Origin of the sequence: Microbacterium sp. LWH3-1.2 (assembly GCF_040675855.1) — a bacterium.
In the GTDB taxonomy this organism is placed as follows: domain Bacteria; phylum Actinomycetota; class Actinomycetes; order Actinomycetales; family Microbacteriaceae; genus Microbacterium.
Window position 1 is genome coordinate 1,323,422 of record NZ_JBEGIK010000001.1, and the last position, 21,044, is coordinate 1,344,465.

Sequence of the window (21,044 nt, forward strand, 5' to 3'; positions counted from 1 at the left end):
GTGGCGTCAGCCGGTGACGAGCTCGCCGATCAGCGCATCGACGTCGGCGACGCGGGCGTACGTGCCGTCGAGCGCCGCCATGAAGGCGAGGTGCACCTGCGCGCCCGGTACGGTGCGGCCGTCGTAGGCGAGGTCGGGCGCGGCGCACGCATCCTGTGCGACCGCGATGCGGAAGCCGAGATCGGACGCCGCGCGCACGGTGGCGTCGACGCACATGCTCGACATCATGCCGGCCACGACGATCTCGTCGGCATCCGCTGCACGCAGCAGCGACTCGAGCCCGGTGCCCAGGAACGCGTTCGGCTCGTGCTTGACGACGACGTGCTCCTCGCCGTCGGGCGCGACACGCGGATCGAATTCGACGCCGGGGGTTCCGGAGGCGAAGAAGGCGGCATCCGGTCCGTCCCACACGTGCTGCACGTGCACGACACGCTCACCCGACGTACGGAATCCCGCGAGCAGTCGCGCGGCGGCATCGGCGGCGGCATCCGGGTCGACGAGCGGATGCCGCCCTCCCGGAAAGTAGTCGCGCTGGATGTCGATGAGGAGCAGGAGCCGGGTCACCGCAACAGCATAGGGTCGTGCAACCGGATCAGCCGCCCGTCATCGTGCGGGCGATCTGCGTCGCGGAATCGCCCGCACGCTTGAGCACGAGTGCCACCAGAGCGAGGGCGACGAGGGTCAGGACGAGCATGATCGTCGACACCGCGGCGATCTCGGGGCGCAGACCGGTCCGCAGCGCACTCAGCACATAGACGGGCCACGGCGTCGTGCCCGACACCTGCACGAACGCGGCCACGATCGTGTTGTCGAGACTCAGCGTGAACGCCAGCAGGAAGCCGGCGAGCACCGCGGGCATCGCGAGGGCGAGCGTGACCCGGCGGAAGGTGGTGAACGGCTTGGCGTAGAGATCGGCGGAGGCCTCTTCCAGCTGAGCGTCCTGACCCACCAGCCGGGCGCGCACGATGTACGACACCACCGCTGTCGCGAACAGTGACGAGCCCACCGACAGGCGTACGATGCCGTCGTTGAACATCGTCATGCCGAGGTCTTGTCCGAGGAACACCAGGAACGGGAGCAGGGCGACCGCGTCGACGATCTCGGGGGTCACCGACACCAGGAGCAGGAGCCCGAGGAACCACCACACCCATTTGCCGGGATGCCGTGCCATGGCGATGCCCGCAAGGGTCCCCAGGACCGTCGCGATGATCGCCGCGATCAGCGCGGTGATGAGCGACACCCTCACGGCGTTCTGGATCGCCGGCTTCACGAGGATCGAACCGAAGGCGTCGAAGCCGAAGCCGTCCCACACCGCCAGCAGGCGGCCGGTGTTGAACGAGTGGACGACGATCACGATGATCGGCAGGAACAGGAAGAGCATGACGAGCACTCCCCACACGCCGAAGGCGATGTCCGACCACGACCTGTGGGCGCGCCGGCGCGGCGCGGCGCCCCGGCGGTCCTCGTGCGTCCCGGCCTGCAGGATCGTCTCGGTCTCGGTCTGCGTGGTCACGTCGTCACCTCCAGTGGCGCTGCGGGCGCAGCATCCGTCTCCGCGGTCGCGGGAACCGGCCCCAGGACCAGCCGGTTGCGCGAGCGGAACGGCTGCGCGATGAGCCAGATGATCACCGCGCACACCCCGATCGCGACCATGATCAGGAGCATGAGCAGCACGGCCATGGCCGATCCGAGGGCCCAGTTCTGCGCGGTCTGGAACTGTCCCGCGACGAGCTGGCCCACCATGTTGCCCTTCGCACCGCCCAGCACCGTCGCGGTGATGTAGTCGCCCATCAGCGGGATGAACACCAGCAGGACGCCGGCGACGATGCCCGGCTGCGACAGCGGGAGCGTGACGCGGAAGAACGTCGTGATCTTGCCGGCGCCCAGGTCCTTGGACGCCTCGCGCAGCGCCGGCCCGACCCGATCGAACGCCACGAACAGCGGGAGGATCATCAGCGGCAGGTAGTTGTACACGACGCCGATGATCACGGCGGTGCGCGTGTACAGCAGCTCGAGCGGTCCGTCGAGCACGCCGATTCCCTGAAGCAGTGTCGAGAGCCATCCCTCGGGGGCGAGGATCACCTGCCAGCCGATGGTCCGGACGAGGAAGTTGGTCCAGAACGGCACGAGGACGAGGGCGATCAGGATGCCGCGGCGCTGCGGCTTGACCTTGAAGGCCATCCAGTACGCGACCGGCGCTCCGATCGCGAAGCAGAGCACGGTGCCGATGATCCCCACCCACAGCGTGTTCTGGAACGTCGCGAGGAACGTCGGCGAGATGGCCTCGACGTACCGGTCGAACGACAGGATGTCGTTGGCGTGGGTGCCGAACACGCCGGGCTTGTAGCCGAAGCTGAACCACACGACCATCGCGACCGGTGCGACGAAGAAGACGAGCAGCCACGCCCAGGCAGGGACCGCGAGCGCGGGGCCGACGGCGCCGGTGGCGCGCTTACGCACCGGCCGCAGCCTTCACCTCGTTGTAGATCTCCACGCGCGTGCTCAGCGAGTCGTTGATCACCTGCTCGTGCATGCTCTCGAGCTGCTCGGGCGTGAAGAAGATCATGTCGAGACGCTCGACCTCGGCGTCCTCGGCCGCAGCCTGCATGTCTTTGCCACCGACGTTGTAGCCGACCCACTCGAGGTTCAGCAGCTGGTTCTCGGGGACCATGGCGAAGTTGATGAAGGCGTGAGCCGCTTCGGGGTGGGCTGCCCCGGTCGCGATCGCCCAGTTGTCCATCCAGAGCTCGGTCTGCGGGCCGGGCAGCACCCACTGCCAGCGGTCGGGCTCGGACGACTCCTGGATGCCGAGCCGCGCGTCGCCGTTCCAGGCCATGAGCAGGGCATGGGTGCCCTGCGGGATGGTGTTGGCGCCGGCCGCGGAATCGAATGCCGCCACGTGGGGGGCGATCTTCTCCACGAGGAAGGCGCGGGCCGCCTCGAGCTCGGCAGGGTCGTCGGTGTTCCAGTCCAGATCGTTGGCCCAGAAGTACGAACCGACGACGCCCGCAGGGTCGTCCGACATCGCGGTCTTGCCGCTCGCCTCGTTCTGGGCGGCGTCGAAATAGTCGGCCCACGTGGTCAGTTCGCGGGTGATGACGGTCTTGTCATAGACATAGCCCGTCGTGCCCCACGCCTTGCAGATGGAGTAGTCGTTGCCCGGATCCCATGCGCGGCCGAGGAACGCCGGGTCCATGTTCGAGAGGTTGGGCAAGAGGTCCTTGTTGAGCTTCTGCAGAAGTCCCTGCTCGATCATCTGCGGAATGAAGACACCCGTGGGTACGACGATGTCGTAGCCCGATGTCCCCTTCGCGGCGACGAGTTTGGCGATGAGCTCCTCGTTCGATCCGTACGAGTCGAGGGTGACCTTCGGCCCGAGCTCGGCGGTGAACGCCTCGACGACCTCGGGCGCGTCGTACTCGGCCCATGTGTACACCGACAGGCTGTCCTCGAGGGCGCCGCCGGTCGCCTGAGGGGCGGGGGAGCCGCTGCCGCCGGGAGCGCAGGCGGCCAGCACGGTGGCGCCGCCGGCCAGCGCGGCGAGACTCAGGAACCGCCGACGCGACAGCTCGCGCGCGATGAGGGGCGCGACGCCCTCGGGAGCGAGGATGCGGAGCGGGGTACGAGGCTGAGTCATCGGGTACTCCTGGATTCGAGAACGGGAGCCGTGCGAGCGGATGCTGCGGCTACGTGCGGGCGTCGGACTGGGGGTCGTGCGGGTGGTGCGTCGGGCAAGCGGGTCGTGCGGCGGGTGCGGATGGTGCGGTCAGGCGGTCGGAGGTGCGATGTAACCGCCCTGCTTCGCCGCGTCGTCGGCGGCGGGGAACAGCAGCACGTGGTGGGCCGCCCACGTGCACACGACGGCGTCGCCGATCGAGAGTGCGGGCGCGTCGGGCGTCGGGCGTCGCACGATGAGGCTCTGGTCCGGCCCGAGCTGCACGAGGTACTGCATCGTGTCACCGAGGTGCGAGACACCGATCAGCTGGCCGCGTGCGGTGTTGGCCTCGGGAAGCGCCTCGGCCCCCGCGCCCGCCGCCGGGGCGTTCTTCTCGATGCGGATGAACTCGGGACGCACGGCCGCCTCGCCGAGGTTCGTCGCCGTGAGCACGGGTGAGGTGGCGCGCACCAGCGCGTGCGGCGAGGTGATCGCCGCCCCTGCCTCGGCGGCGGGGCCACGGAAGAAGTTCTGCTGCCCGACGAAGGCCGCCACGTACGCCGAAGCGGGTCGTGCGTAGACGGTGTCGGCGTCGGCGAGCTGTTCGATCCGGCCCGCACGCATGATCGCGATGCGGTCGCTCATCGACAGTGCCTCGCCCTGGTCGTGCGTCACGAAGACGAAGGTGATGCCCAGGCGCGACTGCAGCAGCTTGAGCTCGAGCTGCATCTCCTCGCGCAGCTGGCGATCGAGCGCACCGAGCGGCTCATCGAGCAGCAGGACGGCGGGGCGGTTCACCAGCGCACGGGCCAGCGCGATGCGCTGCTGCTGACCGCCCGACAGCTGCGTCGGCTTGCGGTCGCCGAAACGGCGCATCTGCACCATGTCGAGCGCCTGGGTGACGCGCTCGCGCACCTCGGCCTTCGGGGTACGGCGCTGCTGCAGCCCGTACGCGACGTTCTCGGCGACCGACAGGTGCGGGAACAGGGCATAGGCCTGGAAGACGGTGTTGACATCGCGCTTGTAGGGCGCAGCGGCGAGCACCGAGCGACCGGAGATGCGGATGTCGCCGGCATCCGGGTGCTCGAAACCCGCGATCATCCGCAGGGTGGTCGTCTTGCCGCAACCCGACGGCCCGAGAAGCGAGATGAACTCGCCCGGCTGGATCTGCAGCGACAGATCGTCGACGGCGAGCTGTTCGCCGTAGTACTTCGTGATCCCCGACAGGACGACGGCCCCGCGCGCGCCCTCGCTGCCGGTGGGAGCCTGCTCCGCCGTCGCCTGCGCTGCGGTCGCCATGCCTGTGGACATCGTCACCTCGTGAGGGTCCTTCTGATCGCCGGCCGCGCGACGCTGCACGACCTTTCGGGTGTGGGGGTATTCAATATGGCGACGTGGGCACCCGCAACGGATCGGCGACCGAACCGGACCATTCTGTTCGGCGACGGCGGCCCGTGCGACAGATCGTCCGACGTTGTGTAACGGCCAGGGAACCGCGCGGTTTCACCGCGGACACGAACGCGGGGGGCGGATGCTGCAGCGCGGGGCGACACTTCGTCCGCCGCGTATCGTGACCAAAGCGTTCTGAAACCCCGGACCACGCTCCGTGGGATCCGGGCTCAGCGCTGACACGTGGGGCACCAGAAGACGATGCGCTCGCGCGTCGGATCGGCGCCGAGGCTCCCACCCTCGATCAGGGTGCCGCAACGACGGCACGGGCGGCCTTCGCGACGGTACACCCACGTCGACCGACCGGGGCGGGCGTCACCGGTGAAGGTGCGGCCGGCCCGGTTGCGGTTGGCGCGGATCATGCGGGCTCCGAGATCCACGATGGCGGCGGCATCCGTCTCCTTCGCCGGTGTGGTGGGCAGGACGCCGCGGACGAAGAGGATCTCGTTCGCGTACTCGTTGCCGAAACCCGCGATGTTGCGCTGGTCCTGCACGGCGACGTGCACCGCACGGATGTCGGCGGCCAGGCGCCGCGTGGCTTCCTCGGGGTCCCAGGAGTCGGAGAGCGGATCGGGGCCGAGGTAGCCGACCAGGTCGTCCTCGGCTGTCGTGGGCACGAGCGTGATGTCGGCGAGGTCGAACCCGACGGTCTCCCACTCCGCGCCGTCAGTTGCCGTCGCGCCGATGATCGCCCGCGCACGGAAGGCGGGGGCGTGCCAGCGTTCACCGCGAGGGTAGACGTGCCACTCACCCTCCATCTTGAGATGCGTGTGGAGCGTCCACGATCCGATGCGATGAAGGAGATGCTTGCCGCGCGAGACCACATCGTGCACGACCTCGCCGCGCAGATCGACCGTCGCCAGCTGAGGGACGCGTAACTCGAAGCGCGACACGGTGGCGCCGGCGAGAGCCGAATCCAGTCGCCGGGCGGCGCGGAAGACCGTGTCGCCCTCAGGCACGCGCGCCCGCCCTGTCCTCCGGTCCCTGAGCCTGTCGGAGAGCGTCGCCTGCCGTCAGGCGGCGCAGCGTCAGCCCGCGCGGGGACTCGACGAAGCCGGCGTCGCGGAGGGTCTTGCCCACGAACGTGCCATACACGAACGCGCCGTTCACCTGCTCGATCGTGAGGGTGTCGAGCCGCCGCGCGCGAGCCGTCGCCGCGAGATCGCGGGTGGCCGCGGCCAGCGCCGCTTCGTCGCCGGTGAAGGCGAGTGCGGACTTGCCGCCGCGCTCGAGGTACAGCGTGAGCTCGCCGTCGACGAGTACGACGAGGGCGCCCGCTTTGCGACCGGGGCGGTGCGACACGCCCTCGAGCGAGGGCCAGGCGAGCGCGGCCCCGTAAGGGTTGGCCGGGTCGGTCGCCGCCAGCGTGACCGCCCTGAGCGGCGGCGGATCGGGGAGGCCGGCGTACTCGCGCAGCCGGTCGACGGTGGCCGACGCCGCGAACTGCGCCGCGCCCAGCTTCTCGATCACGTAGCCGCGGCGACAATGGCCCGCCCCTTCGAAACCGGCGAGCACGCGGTACGTCTGGGCGAATCCGCCGGGCACCCCCGCGGATTGCACCGCCCCTCGCGTCACCACGCCGTAGCGATCGAGGAGGAGACTCGCCGTCGCGGTCGCCCTCAGGGCGGCGTCGGGCTCGGCGGCGGGGAGCAGCGACCATCGGCCGCCGATCGCGGGCGGACGCGCGGGGACGGATGCTGCCACCGACCGCACCGCGGCGCCGCGGTACAGGCGGGTCCGGGGTGCGCGGCGGCTCACGCGGTGGGCCTGCGATCCGCCCGAGACGAGTGCCCGCACCGGCGCGAAGGTGTCGTTGGTCACCAGACCCGACCACGTCAAGCGCCAGAGGGCGTCGACCACGGACTGCTCGTTCTCGGCACCGGTGGTCTGGCGCAGCTGAGCGGCGAAGTAGGCACCGCCTCCGCCGAGCGCGGACAGCAGCTGGGCGTCGAGCGATCCCGGGACGATCTCCTCGCCCTCGTCGGGGAGAGCGAGCGTGAGGGGCACTGCGTCCGCCGGGTGAAGTGCGATCCAGCCGTCGCGGCCGGGAAGACTGCCGTGGCCCGACCACACCACCTCCCCGGTGGCGGTGAGCTCATCGAGCATGCCCGGGCTGTAGTCGGCGACGCGTGCCGGGAGCACGAGCGACTCCCACGCGCTGGCCGGAATCGGCACCCCCGCGAGCTGCTCCACCACCGCTGCGACGCCGTCGATGCCCTCGAGGGGACGCGTGACGTGCTGCCACACGGGCAGGAATCGTGCGTATGCGTGCTGCGGCACCGGCTCGACGCTGCCGCGGATCGCGGCGAGGGAGCGCATGCGCAGCCGGCGCAGGACCTCCGTGTCGCACCACTCCGCCTCATCGGCGCGTGCCGTCGTCGGGGACTCCGGCAGGAAGAACCCGCTCGTGACGCGTCCCTGCGACTCGAGTCGCTGCAGCGTGAGGTGCGCGACCGCCACGCCGACGCCGAGGCGGTCGGCCGCAGCATCCGCCGTGAAGGGACCGTGGGTGCGCGCGTACCGCGCCACCAGGTCGCCGAGCGGGTCGGCCACGGGCTCGAGGAACGCGGTGGGGATGCCGACGGGCAACGCCGTGCCGAGCGCATCGCGCAGCCGCCCGGCGTCTTCGATCGCGGAGACGCGGGTGATGCCCCCGATCGTGACGGGGATCGCGCGCCGCGCGGAGATGAGGGCGTCGAGGTGCGCGGACGCCTCGGTCTCGGGGGCGGCATCGGCCGCGGAGTCCCTCGAAGCGCGCCCTTCGACGATCGCGGCGACCGCCTCGGGCGCGGCTCCGCCCTCGAGGCGGGCCGCCACCTCGGCCGCGTCGAGCGGACCGAGGAGGCGCAGGAGGTCGGCGACGCCCTCGAGCCCGCGTGCCCGGCGCTCGGGGTCGAGCCGCTGCGCCTCGCGCTCGAACTGGGCGATCACGTCGGGGTCGAGGAGCTCGCGCATCTCGATCTTCCCGAGCAGCTCGGACAGCAGCGCCGGATCGACGGAGAGGGCCGCGGCGCGGCGCTCCGCCAGCGGCGAGTCGCCCTCGTACATGAACGCGCCGACGTAGCCGAACAGGAGATCGCGTGCGAACGGCGAGGGCTGGGCGGGCTCCGTCTCGATGAGACGGATGCGGCGCTCGCTGATCCCGCGCATGAGACGCAGGAGCGACGGCACGTCGTAGACATCCTGAAGGACCTCGCGGAGGGTCTCGAGGATGATCGGGAACGTCGGGTAGCGCCGAGCGACCTCGAGCAGCTGCGCCGACCGCTGGCGCTGCTGCCACAGCGGCGTGCGCTTGCCCGGGTTGCGGCGGGGCATCAGCAGCGCGCGGGCAGCGCACTCGCGGAATCGCGAGGCGAACAAGGCGGAGCCGCCGACCTCCTCGGTCACGATCTGATCGAGCTCGTCAGGGTCGAAGACGAAGAGGTCCGCGCCCGGGGGCTCGGCCGTCGCATCCGGAATCCTGGCGATGATGCCGTCGTCGCTCGCGACCGCCGACCCGTCGACGCCCAGCCGCTCGCGGATGCGCGCGTTCACCGCAAGCGCCCACGGCGCATGCACCTGCATGCCGTACGGCGAGTGCAGGATCACGCGCCAGTCGCCGACCTCGTCGCGGCCGCGCTCGACCGTGAGCTGGCGATCGGTCGGCAGCGTGCCGGTGGCCTCGCGCTGCTCGGCCAGGTAGGCCAGCAGGTTGTCTTGCGCGAACTCGTCGAGGCCCGCCTCGCGCAGCCGGAACTCGGCCTTGTCGGGCTTCGCCGCCGACACCTCTCGCGAGAACCTGCCGAGCGCTTCGCCGAGCTCGGCGGGGCGGCCGATGCCGTCGCCGTGCCAGAACGGGACTTTGCCCGGCTGCCCGAACGCGGGCACCACGTTCACCCGGTCGTGCGTGATCTCGACGATGCGCCAGCTCGTGGTGCCCAGGGTGAAGACGTCGTTGACCCGCGACTCGTAGACCATCTCTTCATCGAGCTCCCCGACGCGTGCGTTCTGCGATTCTCCGGCGATGAAGACGCCGAAGAGGCCGCGGTCGGGGATCGTGCCACCGCTCGTCACGGCGATGTGCTGTGCGCCGGGGCGCCCGGTCAGCACGCCGAGGTCGCGGTCCCAGACGACACGGGGACGCAGCTCGGCGAACTCGTCGGACGGGAACCGGCCGGCGATGAGGTCGAGCGTCGCCTCGTAGGCGGACCGGGGGAGCGAGCGGAACGGCGCGCTTCGCTTGAGCGTCTCATACCAGCCCTCGACGTCGACGGGGCCGACGGCGGCGGCGGCCACGGTCTGCTGCGCCAGGATGTCGAGGGGGTTCTGCGGGATGGCGATCGCCTCGATCTGACCGGCGAGCATGCGCTCGGTCACGATCGCGGTGTGGAGCACGTCGCCGCGGTGCTTCGGGAACAGGGCGGCCCGGCTCACCTCGCCGACCTGGTGACCGGCGCGGCCGATTCGCTGCAGGCCCGAGGCGGCGCTCGGGGGCGCCTCGACCTGGATCACGAGGTCGACGGCCCCCATGTCGATGCCGAGCTCGAGGCTCGACGTCGCCACGACGCAGCGGAGGACGCCGGACTTCAGCTCCTCCTCGACCTGCGCCCGCTGCTCCTTCGACACCGACCCGTGGTGCGCCTTCGCGAGCACCGGGTCGGCGCCTGCCGTCGCGCCGGCCTGCGCCATCATGGCGGCGGGTACGGTCTGGTCGGGCAGATCGAGGCCGAGGCGCTCGGAGTAGATCTCGTTCAGCCGGCCGGTGAGGCGCTCGGCGAGGCGTCGCGAGTTGCAGAACACGATGGTCGAGCGGTGCAGCAGGATGCGGTCGACGATCGCCTCCTCGACGTGGGGCCAGACCGACCCTGTCATCTCCGTCTCGCCGGCGCCGGTCGCCCGCGGTCTCGAGCCCGTCGACCGACCGTCGGCGAACCAGTCCTCGTCGATCGGCTCATCCGCAGCGCCAGGCTCTTCCCACGCGCCGTCGCCCTCGGACGTGAATGCGCTCGGCGGCGGAGGCGGGTTCAGCATGTCGCCGATGGGCACGACGACCTGCATGTCGAACGCCTTGCTCGAACGCGGCGCGACGATCTCGACGGGCTCGGCACCGCCGAGGAACCGCGCCACCTCGTCGATCGGGCGCACCGTCGCCGACAGCCCGATGCGCTGGGCCGGCGCGCCGTCGGGGAGGAAGGAACGGCGCAGCGCGTCGAGGCGTTCGAGACTCACCGCCAGATGCGCGCCGCGCTTGGTCGCCGCGACCGCATGCACCTCGTCGACGATCACCGTGTGCACGTCGCGCAGCGTCTCGCCCGCCCGACTCGTCAGCATGAGGTACAGCGACTCCGGCGTCGTGATGAGGATGTCGGGCGGTGTCTGTACGAGCTTGCGCCGGTCGCCCGCGGACGTGTCACCCGACCGAACGCCGACCGTCACGTCCGGCACCGTCAGTCCGAGGCGCCGCGCCGACTGCCCGATCCCGACCAGGGGCGAGCGGAGGTTGCGCTCGACGTCGACGCCGAGGGCCTTGAGGGGAGAGACGTAGAGGATCCGGGTGGCGGGGGCCGCAGCATCCGTCCTGCGCTTCTTCTTGCCTTCGGGAGCCGGCGGCGCCGTGGCCTTGTCGTGGAACACGCGGTCGATCGCCCAGAGGAAGGCCGACAGCGTCTTGCCCGAGCCGGTCGGCGCGACCACGAGCGCGTGCTTGCCGGCGGAGATCGCCTGCCACGCGCCCTTCTGGGCGTCGGTCGGCGCGTGGAACGCGCCGCGGAACCAGTCCTGCGTGGCAGGACCGAACCGCTCGAGGACGTCGCCCATCACTCCATCTTCGTCGCGATCACCGACATCAGGGCAGGTTCCACCCAGGACCGTCGCGTAAGCTCCCTGCGTGCGTGCACCCCCGGCACGCGCTCACCGCCGAGGACCGTGATGGAACCGATGCCCTCGAGCGAGCCCACGGCCCCCGCTCCGCTCACCCGCCGCACCAACCCGGCGCTCTCCGACCGCTCGTGGGTGCGCTCGCGACGCGTGCAGACGTTCGGGCTCGGGGCGCTGTGCGGTGCACTGGGACTCTCGCTCCTGGTGGTCGTCACGACGATCCTCGGTGCCTCACAGAACCCGTCCCCGCTGAGGCCCGCGGACCCCGCGCCCGTCTCCGAGCCCCGGCTCCCGGCATCCGTCCCCACAACCCGTCCGTCGCCTGCTCGCACGCCGACGACGGACCCCGTGGAGCAGACGGATGCTGCCACGGAGCCGGACGGCGCCACCGAGGAGGAGGTCGTCGCCGTTCCCGCCCCGGAGCCGGCGCCCACCGAGACCCAGCCGCCGGTGGACGAGACCGAGTCGACCGTCGCCCCCGGCAACAGCGACAACGCCCCGGGCCGCCAGAAGAAGCAGCCCTGACCGCGACTCAGCGCTCGTCGGGCATGAGGATCCAGAGCACCAGGTAGAGCAGGATCGAGACGCCGAAGAACACGGTCGCGCCGACCGTGAGCACGCGCACCGGCACCACGCTGCAGCCGAAGCGGTCGGCGATGCCCTGGCAGACTCCCGCGATCATGCGCCCTTTTACGGGGCGGACCAGGCGATGCATGCGTTCATCATGGCGTGGAGAATCCCGCCGCGCCAGGGGTCAGCGCTCCGAGGGCACGATGATCCAGAGCAGGATGTAGATCCACAGCGACAGCCCGAAGAACACGACGGCGATCGCGGTGAGGATGCGCACGAGGGTGACGTTCCACCCGAAGCGGTTGGCGATGGCGGCGCAGACGCCGGCGACCCATCGGCCCTGCTGAGGTCTCACGAGTGCGTTCATGCCTCCATCCTGCTCGCGTCGGCGGGTCACCGCACGGGTGCAGGCCCCCGATCCGCGCGAGGCCGGGCCGCGGCATCCGTCCCCCTCGCGGAGATGACGGATACCGCGACCCGGCGTCAGCGCTCGGTCAGCGTGCCGTCGCGGTCGAGCTCGACCACGAGGCTCACGCCGATGCGCTCGAGGAACGCGTCGTCGTGGCTCACGACCAGCACCGCGCCGCGGTAGGCCGCGATCGCCTCGACGAACCGGTCGACCGTGTCGAGGTCGAGGTTGTTCGTCGGCTCGTCGAACACGAGCAGCTGCGGCGGCGGATCCGCGAGCATGAGCCGCGCGAGCGCGACCCGGAACCGCTCGCCGCCCGACAGGGTCCCGACCGGGCGCTCGACCGCCGCTCCTCGGATGAGGAACCGCGCGAGCCGGTTGCGCAGCTCGACGATCGTCACGTTCGGCGCGGACGGGGCGACGTTCTCGAGTACGGATGCCGCGTCGTCGAGCCCGTCCACGCGCTGCGGGAGGTACCCGACCCGGTCGGTGTGCAGCTCGACCTGCGCACAACTCAGGAAGGAACCGGCCTCGCCGGGCCGTTGGGCGCCCTTTGCGGCAGGATTGCCTGAGTTGTGATCCGCAGACGCAACGAGCTTCTCGAGGAGCGTCGTCTTACCCGCCCCGTTCGGGCCGATCAGCGCGACCCGCTCAGGCCCCTGGATGATCCACGAGCGTTCGCCGTCGCCGAGGGTGGCGATGCGGCGGCCCGCGGGCACACCCGGGTCGGGCAGGTCGATCTTCACGATGTCGTCGTCGCGCACGCGACGCTCGGCGACATCGAGGGCTTCCCGAGCGGATGCCTCGCGGTCGGCCTTCTCGCCGCGCAGCTTCCCCGCTGACACCTGGGCCGCCATGCGGCGTCCATTGGCGACGATCTTCGGCACGCGCTTCTCGTCGAACGCCTTCTGCCCCATCGCAGCGCGGCGCGAGATGGTGCTCTCGGCCTCGATGCGCTGGCGCTTCTCGCGCTTGACGGCCTGGCGCGCGGCGCGCTCGGCGTCGCGCGCGGCGCCTTGCTCGGCATCCAGCCAGTCGCGCCATTCGGAGTACGGGCCGCCGAAGACCGACAGCTCGTTCGCGTACAGCTCGGCGGTGTCGTCCATCAGTTCGAGCAGGGAGGTGTCGTGGCTGACCACGACGAGCGCTCCGCGCCACGAGCGCACCATGTCCTGAAGGCGCGCACGCGCCTCGCGGTCGAGGTTGTTCGTGGGCTCGTCGAGCAGTGCGATGGACGCGCCGCGCAGACGGATGCCGGCGATCGCGGTCAGCACCGCCTCGCCGCCCGACAGCTGCCCCACGTTGCGGTCCAGCATGTCGGGAGCGAGCCCGGCTTCGCCCAGCGCCGCCTGCGCACGCGCTTGGACGTCCCAGTCGGAGCCGACCGCGTCGAAGTGACGGGGGTCGGCGTCGCCGGACTCGATCGCGCGCAGCGCCCGGAGCGTGTCGCCCACCCCGAGCAGGTCGGCGACGGGGCGGTCGACGTCGAGCGTCAGCCGCTGCGGAAGGTAGGCGGCATCCGTCGTCCGTGCGATGTGACCGTCGGACGGCATGAGCTCGCCGGCGATGAGCCGCATGAGCGTGGACTTGCCGGAGCCGTTGCGGCCGACGAGACCGGTGCGGCCGGTGCCGAACGATCCGGAGAGATCCGAGACGGCGGTGGTGCCGTCGGGCCAGGCGAACGAGACCCGGTCGAGGACGATCGCCGGGGTGAGACGGGCGTTGTGAAGAGCAGAGTGTGCGGGCATGAGGCCTCCTTTGTCAGACGTGCGCTGACACCGAGGGCCGCGGAGCGTCGCCCGGGCATGCCGGAGCAGGGCGAGGAAGCGGCGGATCGACGGCAGCGCGAGTTGTTCAAGCGCTGCCGCGTCGAGAGTCGACGGAGCAGCGCGATTACAGCGCGGTCGCGTCGATCAGCTTCAAGGGAGTTCCTCACGGAGGGGACAAGGCCGTCAGCCACGATAGCGGACGTGCCTGCACATGGCCAGCGACTCGAGTCGCAGGCTCGCTCAACGACCGGGGGCGGTGTCGCGGTCTTCGAGGCGCTTGTCGAGGAAGATGCGCACGTCGTCCAGCTCCTGTTCCGAGACGCTGTGCGTGAGGCCGTGGTAGACGCGGCCGCTGAGGTCGACCCTTTCGGGCAGCCACTGCGTGGTGTGCTCGACGAGGAACTCCGGGATGACATCGTCGTTCGTGCCCCGGCCCCAGAACACGGGCGGGCGCCGCTCGGCGAGCTCGGCGTCGTTCGGGAGGTCGCCGGGCGTCACGTAGCCCGAGAGGTTGACCGCGAACGAGAACCGCTGGGGTGCCAGCCTCATCGCCTGCAGCGAGACTGCGGCGCCCTGCGAGAAGCCGAGAAGGCCGACGGATGCTGCGCCCTCGGCGTGCGCGTCGATCCACGTGATCACCGCCTCTGCTGCGCGGGTGACGTGCGACGGGTCGCGGCCGTCCAGGCCGTCGATCGGGTACCAGGATCGGCCCGGCGCCGGCCATGGCGGAACGAGCGGGGCGGCGAGGCTCGCGACGGCGAATGCCTCCGGGAGATAGCCGCGGAGGGGGTACAGGTCGTGCTCGTCGGCACCGTAGCCGTGCAGGAGCAGGAGGAGGTGGCGCCCCGCGAGCGCCGACCGATCGGTCGACCACAGCACGGCGTCGGCATCGAGGACGAGCGCTTCCGGCATGCCCTCATCCTGACACGCGGCGCCGACACGGCGAGGCGCGAACGGCGGCGGTCCTCGTCGCGAGAGTGCCGCGCGGGGTATACAAGAGGCATGTCCGTGCGCACTCCCGACCCCGAACCAGCGGGCGACGAGCCGTTCGGCCCGCCGGCCGGCAACGTCTCGAACCCCGCGTGGCTGAGCGACATCGAGCTCGAAGAAGCTCGTCGCCGCCTGCCGATGCTCTACGTCGAGGGCGTGCCGGTGCGCACCGACGGCATGGGTCAGGTGACCCAGGTCGGCATCCTGCTGCGGGCGACACCGGTCGGTGAGATCTCGCGCACCATCGTGTCGGGCCGGGTGCGCTACGGCGAGACCGTCCGCGACGCGCTGTTCCGCCACCTGGAGAACGACCTCGGGCCGATGGCCTTCCCCCTGCTGCCGCCGCAGCCGACGCCGTTCACCGTGGCCGAGTACTTCCCGCTCCCGGGCGTCAGCGCCTACCACGACGATCGCCAGCATGCCGTGTCGCTCGCGTTCGTCGTTCCGGTCACGGGTACGTGCGAGCCGCGCCAGGACGCGCTCGAGGTGACGTGGCTGACACCGGAGGAGGCGGCATCCGATGCCCTCTCCGCCGAGATGGAGGGCGGACGCGGCACCCTCGTGCGCATGGCGCTCGCGAGCGTCGGCGCCCTGCGCTGATCTCCCTCCGCCCGCCCGGGATCACGCCCTCGCGCGGTGTCCCCGCCCGCACATAGGCTCGCAGGGTGATCCTCGCACCCCTGCCGTTCCCGTCCGACGCCGCCGGCTGGGCGGACTTCGTGACGGAGCGCCGGGCCGATCGCATCGCCCGCGTGCACGGGATCGATGCTCGCCTGACCTCCGAGACCGCGCTGACCACCGCGGAGCGCCTGGAGCTCTGGAACGATGCCGACATCGCGCTCGCCGAGGCGCTCAGCGAGGCCTACGTCGTGAGCGAGGCGCACCCCGACGCCGAGGTGCGCGATATCGCGGAATCGCAGGTGCAGGCCGTCGAGTCGCTGTCGGCGGCGCGCCTGCTGAACCGTGACCTCTGGAAGTCCTTCGCGGATGCCTCGGCCGAAGGCCTCGACGACGACCAGGCGCGCCTGCTCACCCACCTGCTGCGCGACTTCCGTCGCGGTGGCGTCGAACTCGAGGCGGCCGACCGCGAACGGGCGCGGCAGCTGGCCGACCGCGACACAGCGCTCTCGCTCGCGTTCTCGCGCAACATCCGCGACGGGCGCCGCGAGATCACCGTTCCGGTCGACGGCCTCGCCGGGATGCCGCAGGACTTCATCGACGCCCATCCCGCCGACGAGCACGGTCGCGTCACCCTGTCCACCGACTACCCCGATCTCATGCCGATCCGCGACTACGCGCATGAGCGGGCGACCCGCGTCGCGCTGGTGAACGCGTACAACGACCTCGCGTGGCCCGAGAACGACGCGATCCTCGCCGAACTGCTCGAGGTGCGCGCCGAGCGCGCCCGCCTCCTCGGCTACCCGGACTGGGCCGACTACGAGACCGAGACCCGCATGATCGGCGCGGGCGCCGAGATTCCGGCATTCCTCTCGCGGCTCGACGACGCCTCACGGGCGGCGACGGACGCGGAGTACCCGATCCTGCTCGAACGCCTGCGCCGCGACGTCCCCGACGCCGACGAGGTGTCGATCGCCGACTTCTGGTACCTCCTGGGCGCGATCAAGCGGGAGCAGTACGACGTCGACGCGCAGCTGGTGCGCTCGTACTTCCCGTTCGAGCGGGTCGTCGCCGGCGTGCTGGAGGTGACCGGGCGGCTGCTCGACGTCGAGTACGTGTCCGTCGACGTCCCCGCCTGGCACGCCGACGTGCAGTCGTTCGATGTGGTGCGGGGCGGCGATCGTCTCGGGCGCATCCACCTGGACCTGCACCCCCGTGAGGGGAAGTTCAGCCACGCCGCATGCTTCCCGCTGGCTCCCGGGGTCTCCGGGCGCGTGCTCCCCGAAGCGGCGCTGCTCTGCAATTTCTCGCGCGGTCTTCTCGAGCACGACGAGGTCGTGACGTTCTTCCACGAGTTCGGGCACCTCGTGCACGACATCCTCGGCGGCCGGCAGCGCTTCGCCCGCTTCAGCGGAGTCGCCACCGAGTGGGACTTCGTCGAAGCGCCGAGCCAGCTCCTCGAGGAGTGGGCGTGGGATGCGGAAGTCCTCGCCTCGTTCAGCGCGAACGCCGACGGCGAGCCGATCCCGGCCGACCTCGTCGAGCGCATGCGCACCGCGGACGCCTTCGGCCGCGCGCTCGAGGTGCGCCGCCAGCTCGGGCATGCGAACGTGTCGTACCACCTGCACGTCGACCGGCCCGCCGACCTGCAGGCCGAGACGGAGCGGCTGTATGCGGCATCCAGTCCCGTCCAGCCGCTCCACGGACTGCACTCGTACGCGGGATTCGGCCACCTCACGGGCTACGGCGCCTGCTACTACACGTATCAGTGGAGCCTCGTGATCGCGCGCGACCTGCTGAGCGGATTCGCGGCCGGATTGATGGACTCCGAGGCCGCTCGCCGCTACCGCACAGAGGTGCTGGAGCGAGGCGGATCGCGCGACGCGCAGGACCTCGTCGAAGCCTTCCTCGGGCGACCGTCGTCGTTCGAGGCGTACCGGCGGTGGCTCTCCGGCGAATGACGTTTCGCTCACCCGGCCGCGCGATGTAGGGTTCACCTACCCCCCCGAAGCGCAGTCACCCGCGACCCACCCCCCGGTGTCGTCGAGGACGTGCGGCCACTGGTGCCCGCGCGCGCGGCGACACCCTCGCCCGCGCAGCGGGTGCGGTACGGCACGCCTCCGCCGCGAGCACTCGCCGACGTAGCACCACCCTCGCCACAGAAAGCGGAGATACCTATGTCCGACCACGCCCAGAGTGCCGGAAACACGGGTCAGGACGACCCCACCCCGTTCGACAACCTCATCGGTGACGCGGCGACGACCGCGTTCGGGTCGGGCTTCACGACGACCTTCCGCGGGTACGACAAGGAAGAGGTGGATGCCGCCATCGCCGGGCTCGACGCGCGCATGCGCGCCGCCACCGACGAGGTCGCGCAGCTGAAGCAGCACCAGCGTCGTGCAGGTGCCGCCGTCGCGCAGAGCCGGGCCAAGGCGGAGCGCCTGGAGGCCGAGCTCCAGGCGGCGGCCGAGGGCCGCCAGGCCGAGATCGACGCGGCGATCGCCGCCCATCAGGCCGAGATCGACGCCACGCTGGTCGCACGCCAGGAACAGATCGAGCGGCTCGAGGCGGCTCTCGCCGACGCCGAGCTGAAGCGACAGTCCGAACTCGAGCGCGTCGCGGCCGAGGCATCAGCCGCCCGTGAAGAAGAGGGCGACGCGGTCAAGCGCCTCGAGGGAGAGCTGGAGCTCGCGAACGCGAAGATCGCCGACGCCGAGCAGCGCGTGCAGGCCCTCAGCGACGAGCTCGTCGGCGCGACCACCGAGTCGCCCAACCGTCAGCAGTTCGAAGAGGTGCTGCGTGTCGCCGAGGACCAGGCGAGCCTTCTCATCCGCAACGCGACGATCCAGGGCGACCGCCTGCTGGAGGCCGCTCGCGAAGAGATCGCGAACCGCCGCGCGTCGGCGCGGGCAGAGGCCGACGCCATCGTCTCGCAGGCCCAGCACGACGCCCAGCAGATCCAGCTGAAGATCGACACCGAGCGCACGGCGCACGAGGCGCGCCTCGAGCGCGAGGCCGCCCACGCGGCCGAGAAGGTCTCACAGGCCGAGCGTGAAGCCGCCGCGATCCGGTCCGAGGCCGAGAAGGGCGCGGCGGTGCTGCGTTCGACCGTCGCCCGCGAGACCTCCCGTGACCGCGCCGAGGCCGAGGAGACGGTGCGCGAGCTGCGCCTGCGCGCACTCGAGTTCGAGGCATCCCTCACCCGCCGACAGGACGACGCGCACCAGGAATTCCTCGTGCTGCACAACCAGGCGGTGGCGCACGCCGAGCGCATCACGCAGGATGCCAACGAGCAGGTCGCCGCCTCCCTCGAGCATGCGCAGCGCGTCTCGGTGAAGGCCGAGGATTTCGAGCGCCTCATGCGGGCCCAGTCGCAGCAGATCGAAGCCGACGCCCAGCTGCGCGCCCGCGAGCACCTCGACCGTGCCCACGTGAAGGCCGAGCGCATCATCGACCTCGTGACGACGCACTCGCAGTCCGTGCTGCGCGACGCCGAGGACCGCACCCGCCAGCTGCGCTGGCAGCAGCACCAGCTCATGAGCTTCATGGCCGAGGTCAAGGAGCTCATCCGCCCCGAAGCCCCCCTCACGTCTGCCGACGCCGACGCGCCGGCCGCCGAAGAGGAGGGGACGGATGCTGCTGCCCCGGTGGAGGTCGAGGCCGAAGTCGCCGAGCCCGAAGCCGAACACCACGACGGCGAGCACCACGGGGGCTGAGCCCCCCCGCTCGTTGAGCGAGCGAGGAACGAGCGAGTCGGAACACCCCCGACTTTTGCACGAGGTTAGGGGCGTTTCGACTCGCAGGCTCGCTCAACGAGCGGGGAATGAGGTCACGCCCGCGAGGTCTCGCGCGCGATCGCGGCCAGGAAGGCGTCGATGTCGTTCTCGGAGGTGTCGAAGCTGCACATCCAGCGGACCTCGTTCTTCGCTGCATCCCAGTCATAGAACGTGAAAGAGGTGCGCAGGCGCTCGGCGACGCCGTCGGGCAAGGTGGCGAAGACGCCGTTCGCCTGCGTCGGCTGCGTGAACGCGACGCCCGAGATCGTGCCGTCGGCGAGCCCCGACTCGATCCCGGCGCGCAGGCGCTGGGCCATCGCGTTGGAGTGCGACGCGTTGCGCAGCCACAGGTTCCCTTCGAGCAGGGCGAGGAGCTGTGCAGACACGAAGCGCATCTTCGAGGCCAGCTGCATGTCGAGCTTGCGGAGGAAGGTGAGGCCCGTCGACGCCTCCGGGTTCAGCACGACGACGGCCTCGCCGAGCATCGCGCCGTTCTTGGTGCCGCCGAAGCTCAGCACGTCGACCCCGGCATCGCGCGTGAAGGCTCGGAGCGGCATGTCGAGCGATGCCGCGGCGTTGGAGATGCGCGAGCCATCCATGTGCACGTGCATGCCGAGGCTGTGCGCGTGGTCCGCGATCGCCGTGATCTCGTCGACCGTGTACAGCGTGCCGAGCTCGGTCGACTGCGTGATCGACACCACGAGCGGCTGCGCGCGGTGCTCGTCGCCCCAGCCCCACGCCTCCCGGTCGATGAGCTCGGGCGTGAGCTTGCCGTCGTCCGTCGGGACGGTCAGCAGCTTGATGCCGGCCACGCGCTCGGGTGCGCCGCCCTCGTCGACGTTGATGTGCGCCGTCCCGGCCGAGACCACGGCGCCCCAGCGGGGGAGCATCGACTGCAGCCCGACGACGTTCGCGCCGGTGCCGTTGAACACCGGGTACGCCTCGGCGCCCTCGCCGAAATGCCGGGCCATCACTTCCTGAAGACGCTCGGTGTAGACGTCGGCGCCGTACGCGACCTGGTGGCCGTCGTTGGCGGCGGCGATCGCCGCGAGCACCTCGGGGTGGATGCCGGAGTAGTTGTCGCTGGCGAAACCGCGCAGGTTCGGGTCGTGGATCGTGGTCACGGGTGTCCAATCTCGTGTCGCGGAGGACCGGGTGCTGAGCCCGGTCACAGCGAAGGGTCGGTGAGTTCGACGATGGTGTCGTTGATCTCGGTCGCGTCGGCGAGCCACAGATCGGCGAACCGCTGGGCGAGCGCCTCCTCGAGTCCGTCGAGGCTCTTCACGCGGAAGATCATGGATGCTGCGGCCGGCTGTCCTCCGGAATCCCGGGCGGCCTTCGTGAAGCCCTGCGCGACGGCGCGCGTCCACGCCTCGGTCGCGGCCTTCACCGCGGCGTAGTTCGCCGCACCGGCGAGCGGGCGCGCCACGGCCGTGGACGACACCACCGCGAGGCGGCCCGCCTCGGACGCCTTCAGGTCGGCGTCGAAGGCCCGGCTGACGTGGCGCAGCGCTGTGAGCGAGCCCTCGAGGAAGCGGTAGTCGCCGTCGGTCTGGCCAGCCAGGCCCCCTCCGCCCCGCCAGCCGCCGACGAGGTGCAGTACGCCGTCGACGTGCCCGTCGGTCTCGTGGACGCGATCCGCGAGCCGGGCGACCGCCGTCTCGTCACCCAGGTCGCACACCTCGGTGCGGACGCTTCCGGCCGTGCCGCCGGCCAGGGACGCAGCATCCGTCTCGAGTGAATCGAGAAGGTCGCGAAGTCTGTCGGCGTCACGGCCGACGGCCACCACGCGCGCACCCGCGTCGCGGAGGACGCGTGCGGCGATGCGGCCGGAAGCGCTCGTCGCGCCGGCGATGATCACGAGTCTGCCTGAGACGCTCATACGTCTACCCTTCCACGTCGCAGGCGCGCGTTCTCGGCGAGACCGGCCGTCTCGCCGAGAACGCACCGCC

At 71.0% G+C, this 21,044-nt stretch carries 17 protein-coding genes; 4 read left to right on the forward strand and 13 right to left on the reverse strand.

Going from position 1 to position 21,044, the window contains the following annotated elements:
* Positions 1 to 6: 6 nt before the first annotated feature.
* From MRBLWH3_RS06195 to MRBLWH3_RS06225, 7 genes are all read right to left on the reverse strand, one after another.
* Positions 7 to 564 carry a cysteine hydrolase family protein gene (locus MRBLWH3_RS06195; RefSeq protein WP_363429706.1) on the reverse strand — a complete coding sequence of 186 codons (558 nt, stop codon included), beginning with the start codon at positions 562 to 564 and terminating at the stop codon, positions 7 to 9.
* A 28-nt stretch (positions 565 to 592) separates the two neighbouring features.
* A complete protein-coding gene (locus tag MRBLWH3_RS06200; RefSeq protein ID WP_363429708.1) occupies positions 593 to 1,513 on the reverse strand; it encodes an ABC transporter permease in 921 nt (306 codons plus the stop codon).
* On the reverse strand, positions 1,510 to 2,460 hold the full coding sequence (locus tag MRBLWH3_RS06205) for an ABC transporter permease (RefSeq protein ID WP_363429710.1): 951 nt from the start codon (positions 2,458 to 2,460) through the stop codon (positions 1,510 to 1,512). Before MRBLWH3_RS06205 ends, MRBLWH3_RS06200 begins: the two co-directional genes overlap by 4 nt.
* On the reverse strand, positions 2,453 to 3,637 hold the full coding sequence (locus MRBLWH3_RS06210; protein ID WP_363429712.1) for a polyamine ABC transporter substrate-binding protein: 1,185 nt from the start codon (positions 3,635 to 3,637) through the stop codon (positions 2,453 to 2,455). The genes MRBLWH3_RS06205 and MRBLWH3_RS06210 overlap by 8 nt, the downstream gene beginning before the upstream one ends.
* 129 nt (positions 3,638 to 3,766) lie before the next feature.
* On the reverse strand, positions 3,767 to 4,966 hold the full coding sequence (locus MRBLWH3_RS06215; protein ID WP_363435337.1) for an ABC transporter ATP-binding protein: 1,200 nt from the start codon (positions 4,964 to 4,966) through the stop codon (positions 3,767 to 3,769).
* A gap of 308 nt (positions 4,967 to 5,274) precedes the next feature.
* A complete protein-coding gene (locus MRBLWH3_RS06220) occupies positions 5,275 to 6,063 on the reverse strand; it encodes a DNA-formamidopyrimidine glycosylase family protein (protein ID WP_363429714.1) in 789 nt (262 codons plus the stop codon).
* Positions 6,056 to 10,900: an Lhr family ATP-dependent helicase gene (locus tag MRBLWH3_RS06225; RefSeq protein WP_363429716.1), complete on the reverse strand. Its 4,845-nt coding sequence runs from the start codon at positions 10,898 to 10,900 to the stop codon at positions 6,056 to 6,058. The genes MRBLWH3_RS06220 and MRBLWH3_RS06225 overlap by 8 nt, the downstream gene beginning before the upstream one ends.
* Positions 10,901 to 11,011: 111 nt before the next feature.
* On the opposite strand from MRBLWH3_RS06225, the gene MRBLWH3_RS06230 reads away from it, so the two are divergent.
* Positions 11,012 to 11,485, forward strand: a complete 474-nt coding sequence (locus tag MRBLWH3_RS06230) for a hypothetical protein (RefSeq protein WP_363429718.1) — start codon at positions 11,012 to 11,014, stop codon at positions 11,483 to 11,485.
* 7 nt (positions 11,486 to 11,492) lie between these two features.
* Here the strand turns inward: MRBLWH3_RS06230 and MRBLWH3_RS06235 are convergent, their stop codons facing one another.
* The 4 genes from MRBLWH3_RS06235 to MRBLWH3_RS06250 all read right to left on the reverse strand — a co-directional run bounded on the left by MRBLWH3_RS06235 (position 11,493) and on the right by MRBLWH3_RS06250 (position 14,620).
* Positions 11,493 to 11,675 (reverse strand): PspC domain-containing protein, encoded by a 183-nt coding sequence (locus tag MRBLWH3_RS06235; protein ID WP_341994327.1) that lies wholly within the window; start codon positions 11,673 to 11,675, stop codon positions 11,493 to 11,495.
* Positions 11,676 to 11,714: 39 nt separating this feature from the next.
* Complete coding sequence (locus tag MRBLWH3_RS06240; RefSeq protein ID WP_116194548.1) at positions 11,715 to 11,897, reverse strand: PspC domain-containing protein; 183 nt, start codon at positions 11,895 to 11,897, stop codon at positions 11,715 to 11,717.
* Between the two features lie 116 nt (positions 11,898 to 12,013).
* A complete protein-coding gene (locus tag MRBLWH3_RS06245; RefSeq protein WP_363429720.1) occupies positions 12,014 to 13,687 on the reverse strand; it encodes an ABC-F family ATP-binding cassette domain-containing protein in 1,674 nt (557 codons plus the stop codon).
* A 261-nt stretch (positions 13,688 to 13,948) separates the two neighbouring features.
* Entirely contained in the window at positions 13,949 to 14,620 is a 672-nt protein-coding gene (locus MRBLWH3_RS06250; protein WP_363429722.1) for an alpha/beta hydrolase, read from the reverse strand.
* Positions 14,621 to 14,710: 90 nt separating this feature from the next.
* Here MRBLWH3_RS06250 and MRBLWH3_RS06255 point away from each other — a divergent pair, with 90 nt between their 5' ends.
* From MRBLWH3_RS06255 to MRBLWH3_RS06265, 3 genes are all read left to right on the forward strand, one after another.
* Positions 14,711 to 15,298, forward strand: a complete 588-nt coding sequence (locus MRBLWH3_RS06255) for an NUDIX hydrolase family protein (protein WP_363429724.1) — start codon at positions 14,711 to 14,713, stop codon at positions 15,296 to 15,298.
* A 65-nt stretch (positions 15,299 to 15,363) separates the two neighbouring features.
* Positions 15,364 to 17,277, forward strand: a complete 1,914-nt coding sequence (locus MRBLWH3_RS06260) for a M3 family metallopeptidase (RefSeq protein ID WP_363429726.1) — start codon at positions 15,364 to 15,366, stop codon at positions 17,275 to 17,277.
* A gap of 216 nt (positions 17,278 to 17,493) precedes the next feature.
* A complete protein-coding gene (locus tag MRBLWH3_RS06265) occupies positions 17,494 to 19,032 on the forward strand; it encodes a hypothetical protein (protein WP_363429728.1) in 1,539 nt (512 codons plus the stop codon).
* A 113-nt stretch (positions 19,033 to 19,145) separates the two neighbouring features.
* On the opposite strand, the gene MRBLWH3_RS06270 is transcribed toward MRBLWH3_RS06265, so the two are convergent.
* Both MRBLWH3_RS06270 and MRBLWH3_RS06275 read right to left on the reverse strand, forming a co-directional pair.
* Positions 19,146 to 20,216, reverse strand: coding sequence for a threonine aldolase family protein (locus MRBLWH3_RS06270; protein ID WP_363429730.1), 1,071 nt, complete (start codon positions 20,214 to 20,216; stop codon positions 19,146 to 19,148).
* 44 nt (positions 20,217 to 20,260) lie between these two features.
* On the reverse strand, positions 20,261 to 20,974 hold the full coding sequence (locus MRBLWH3_RS06275) for an SDR family NAD(P)-dependent oxidoreductase (RefSeq protein WP_363429732.1): 714 nt from the start codon (positions 20,972 to 20,974) through the stop codon (positions 20,261 to 20,263).
* Between the last annotated feature and the right edge of the window lie 70 nt (positions 20,975 to 21,044).

Excerpts from the sequence above, each read along its gene's own strand:
- MRBLWH3_RS06235 (WP_341994327.1), bottom strand. The coding sequence starts at position 11,675 with ATGCATCGCCTGGTCCGCCCCGTAAAAGGGCGCATGATCGCGGGAGTC.
- MRBLWH3_RS06230 (WP_363429718.1), top strand. The coding sequence starts at position 11,012 with ATGGAACCGATGCCCTCGAGCGAGCCCACGGCCCCCGCTCCGCTCACC.
- MRBLWH3_RS06265 (WP_363429728.1), top strand. The coding sequence starts at position 17,494 with ATGTCCGACCACGCCCAGAGTGCCGGAAACACGGGTCAGGACGACCCC.
- MRBLWH3_RS06245 (WP_363429720.1), bottom strand. The coding sequence starts at position 13,687 with ATGCCCGCACACTCTGCTCTTCACAACGCCCGTCTCACCCCGGCGATC.
- MRBLWH3_RS06275 (WP_363429732.1), bottom strand. The coding sequence starts at position 20,974 with ATGAGCGTCTCAGGCAGACTCGTGATCATCGCCGGCGCGACGAGCGCT.
- MRBLWH3_RS06210 (WP_363429712.1), bottom strand. The coding sequence starts at position 3,637 with ATGACTCAGCCTCGTACCCCGCTCCGCATCCTCGCTCCCGAGGGCGTC.
- MRBLWH3_RS06250 (WP_363429722.1), bottom strand. The coding sequence starts at position 14,620 with ATGCCGGAAGCGCTCGTCCTCGATGCCGACGCCGTGCTGTGGTCGACC.
- MRBLWH3_RS06215 (WP_363435337.1), bottom strand. The coding sequence starts at position 4,966 with ATGTCCACAGGCATGGCGACCGCAGCGCAGGCGACGGCGGAGCAGGCT.
- MRBLWH3_RS06240 (WP_116194548.1), bottom strand. The coding sequence starts at position 11,897 with ATGAACGCACTCGTGAGACCTCAGCAGGGCCGATGGGTCGCCGGCGTC.
- MRBLWH3_RS06225 (WP_363429716.1), bottom strand. The coding sequence starts at position 10,900 with ATGGGCGACGTCCTCGAGCGGTTCGGTCCTGCCACGCAGGACTGGTTC.
- MRBLWH3_RS06255 (WP_363429724.1), top strand. The coding sequence starts at position 14,711 with ATGTCCGTGCGCACTCCCGACCCCGAACCAGCGGGCGACGAGCCGTTC.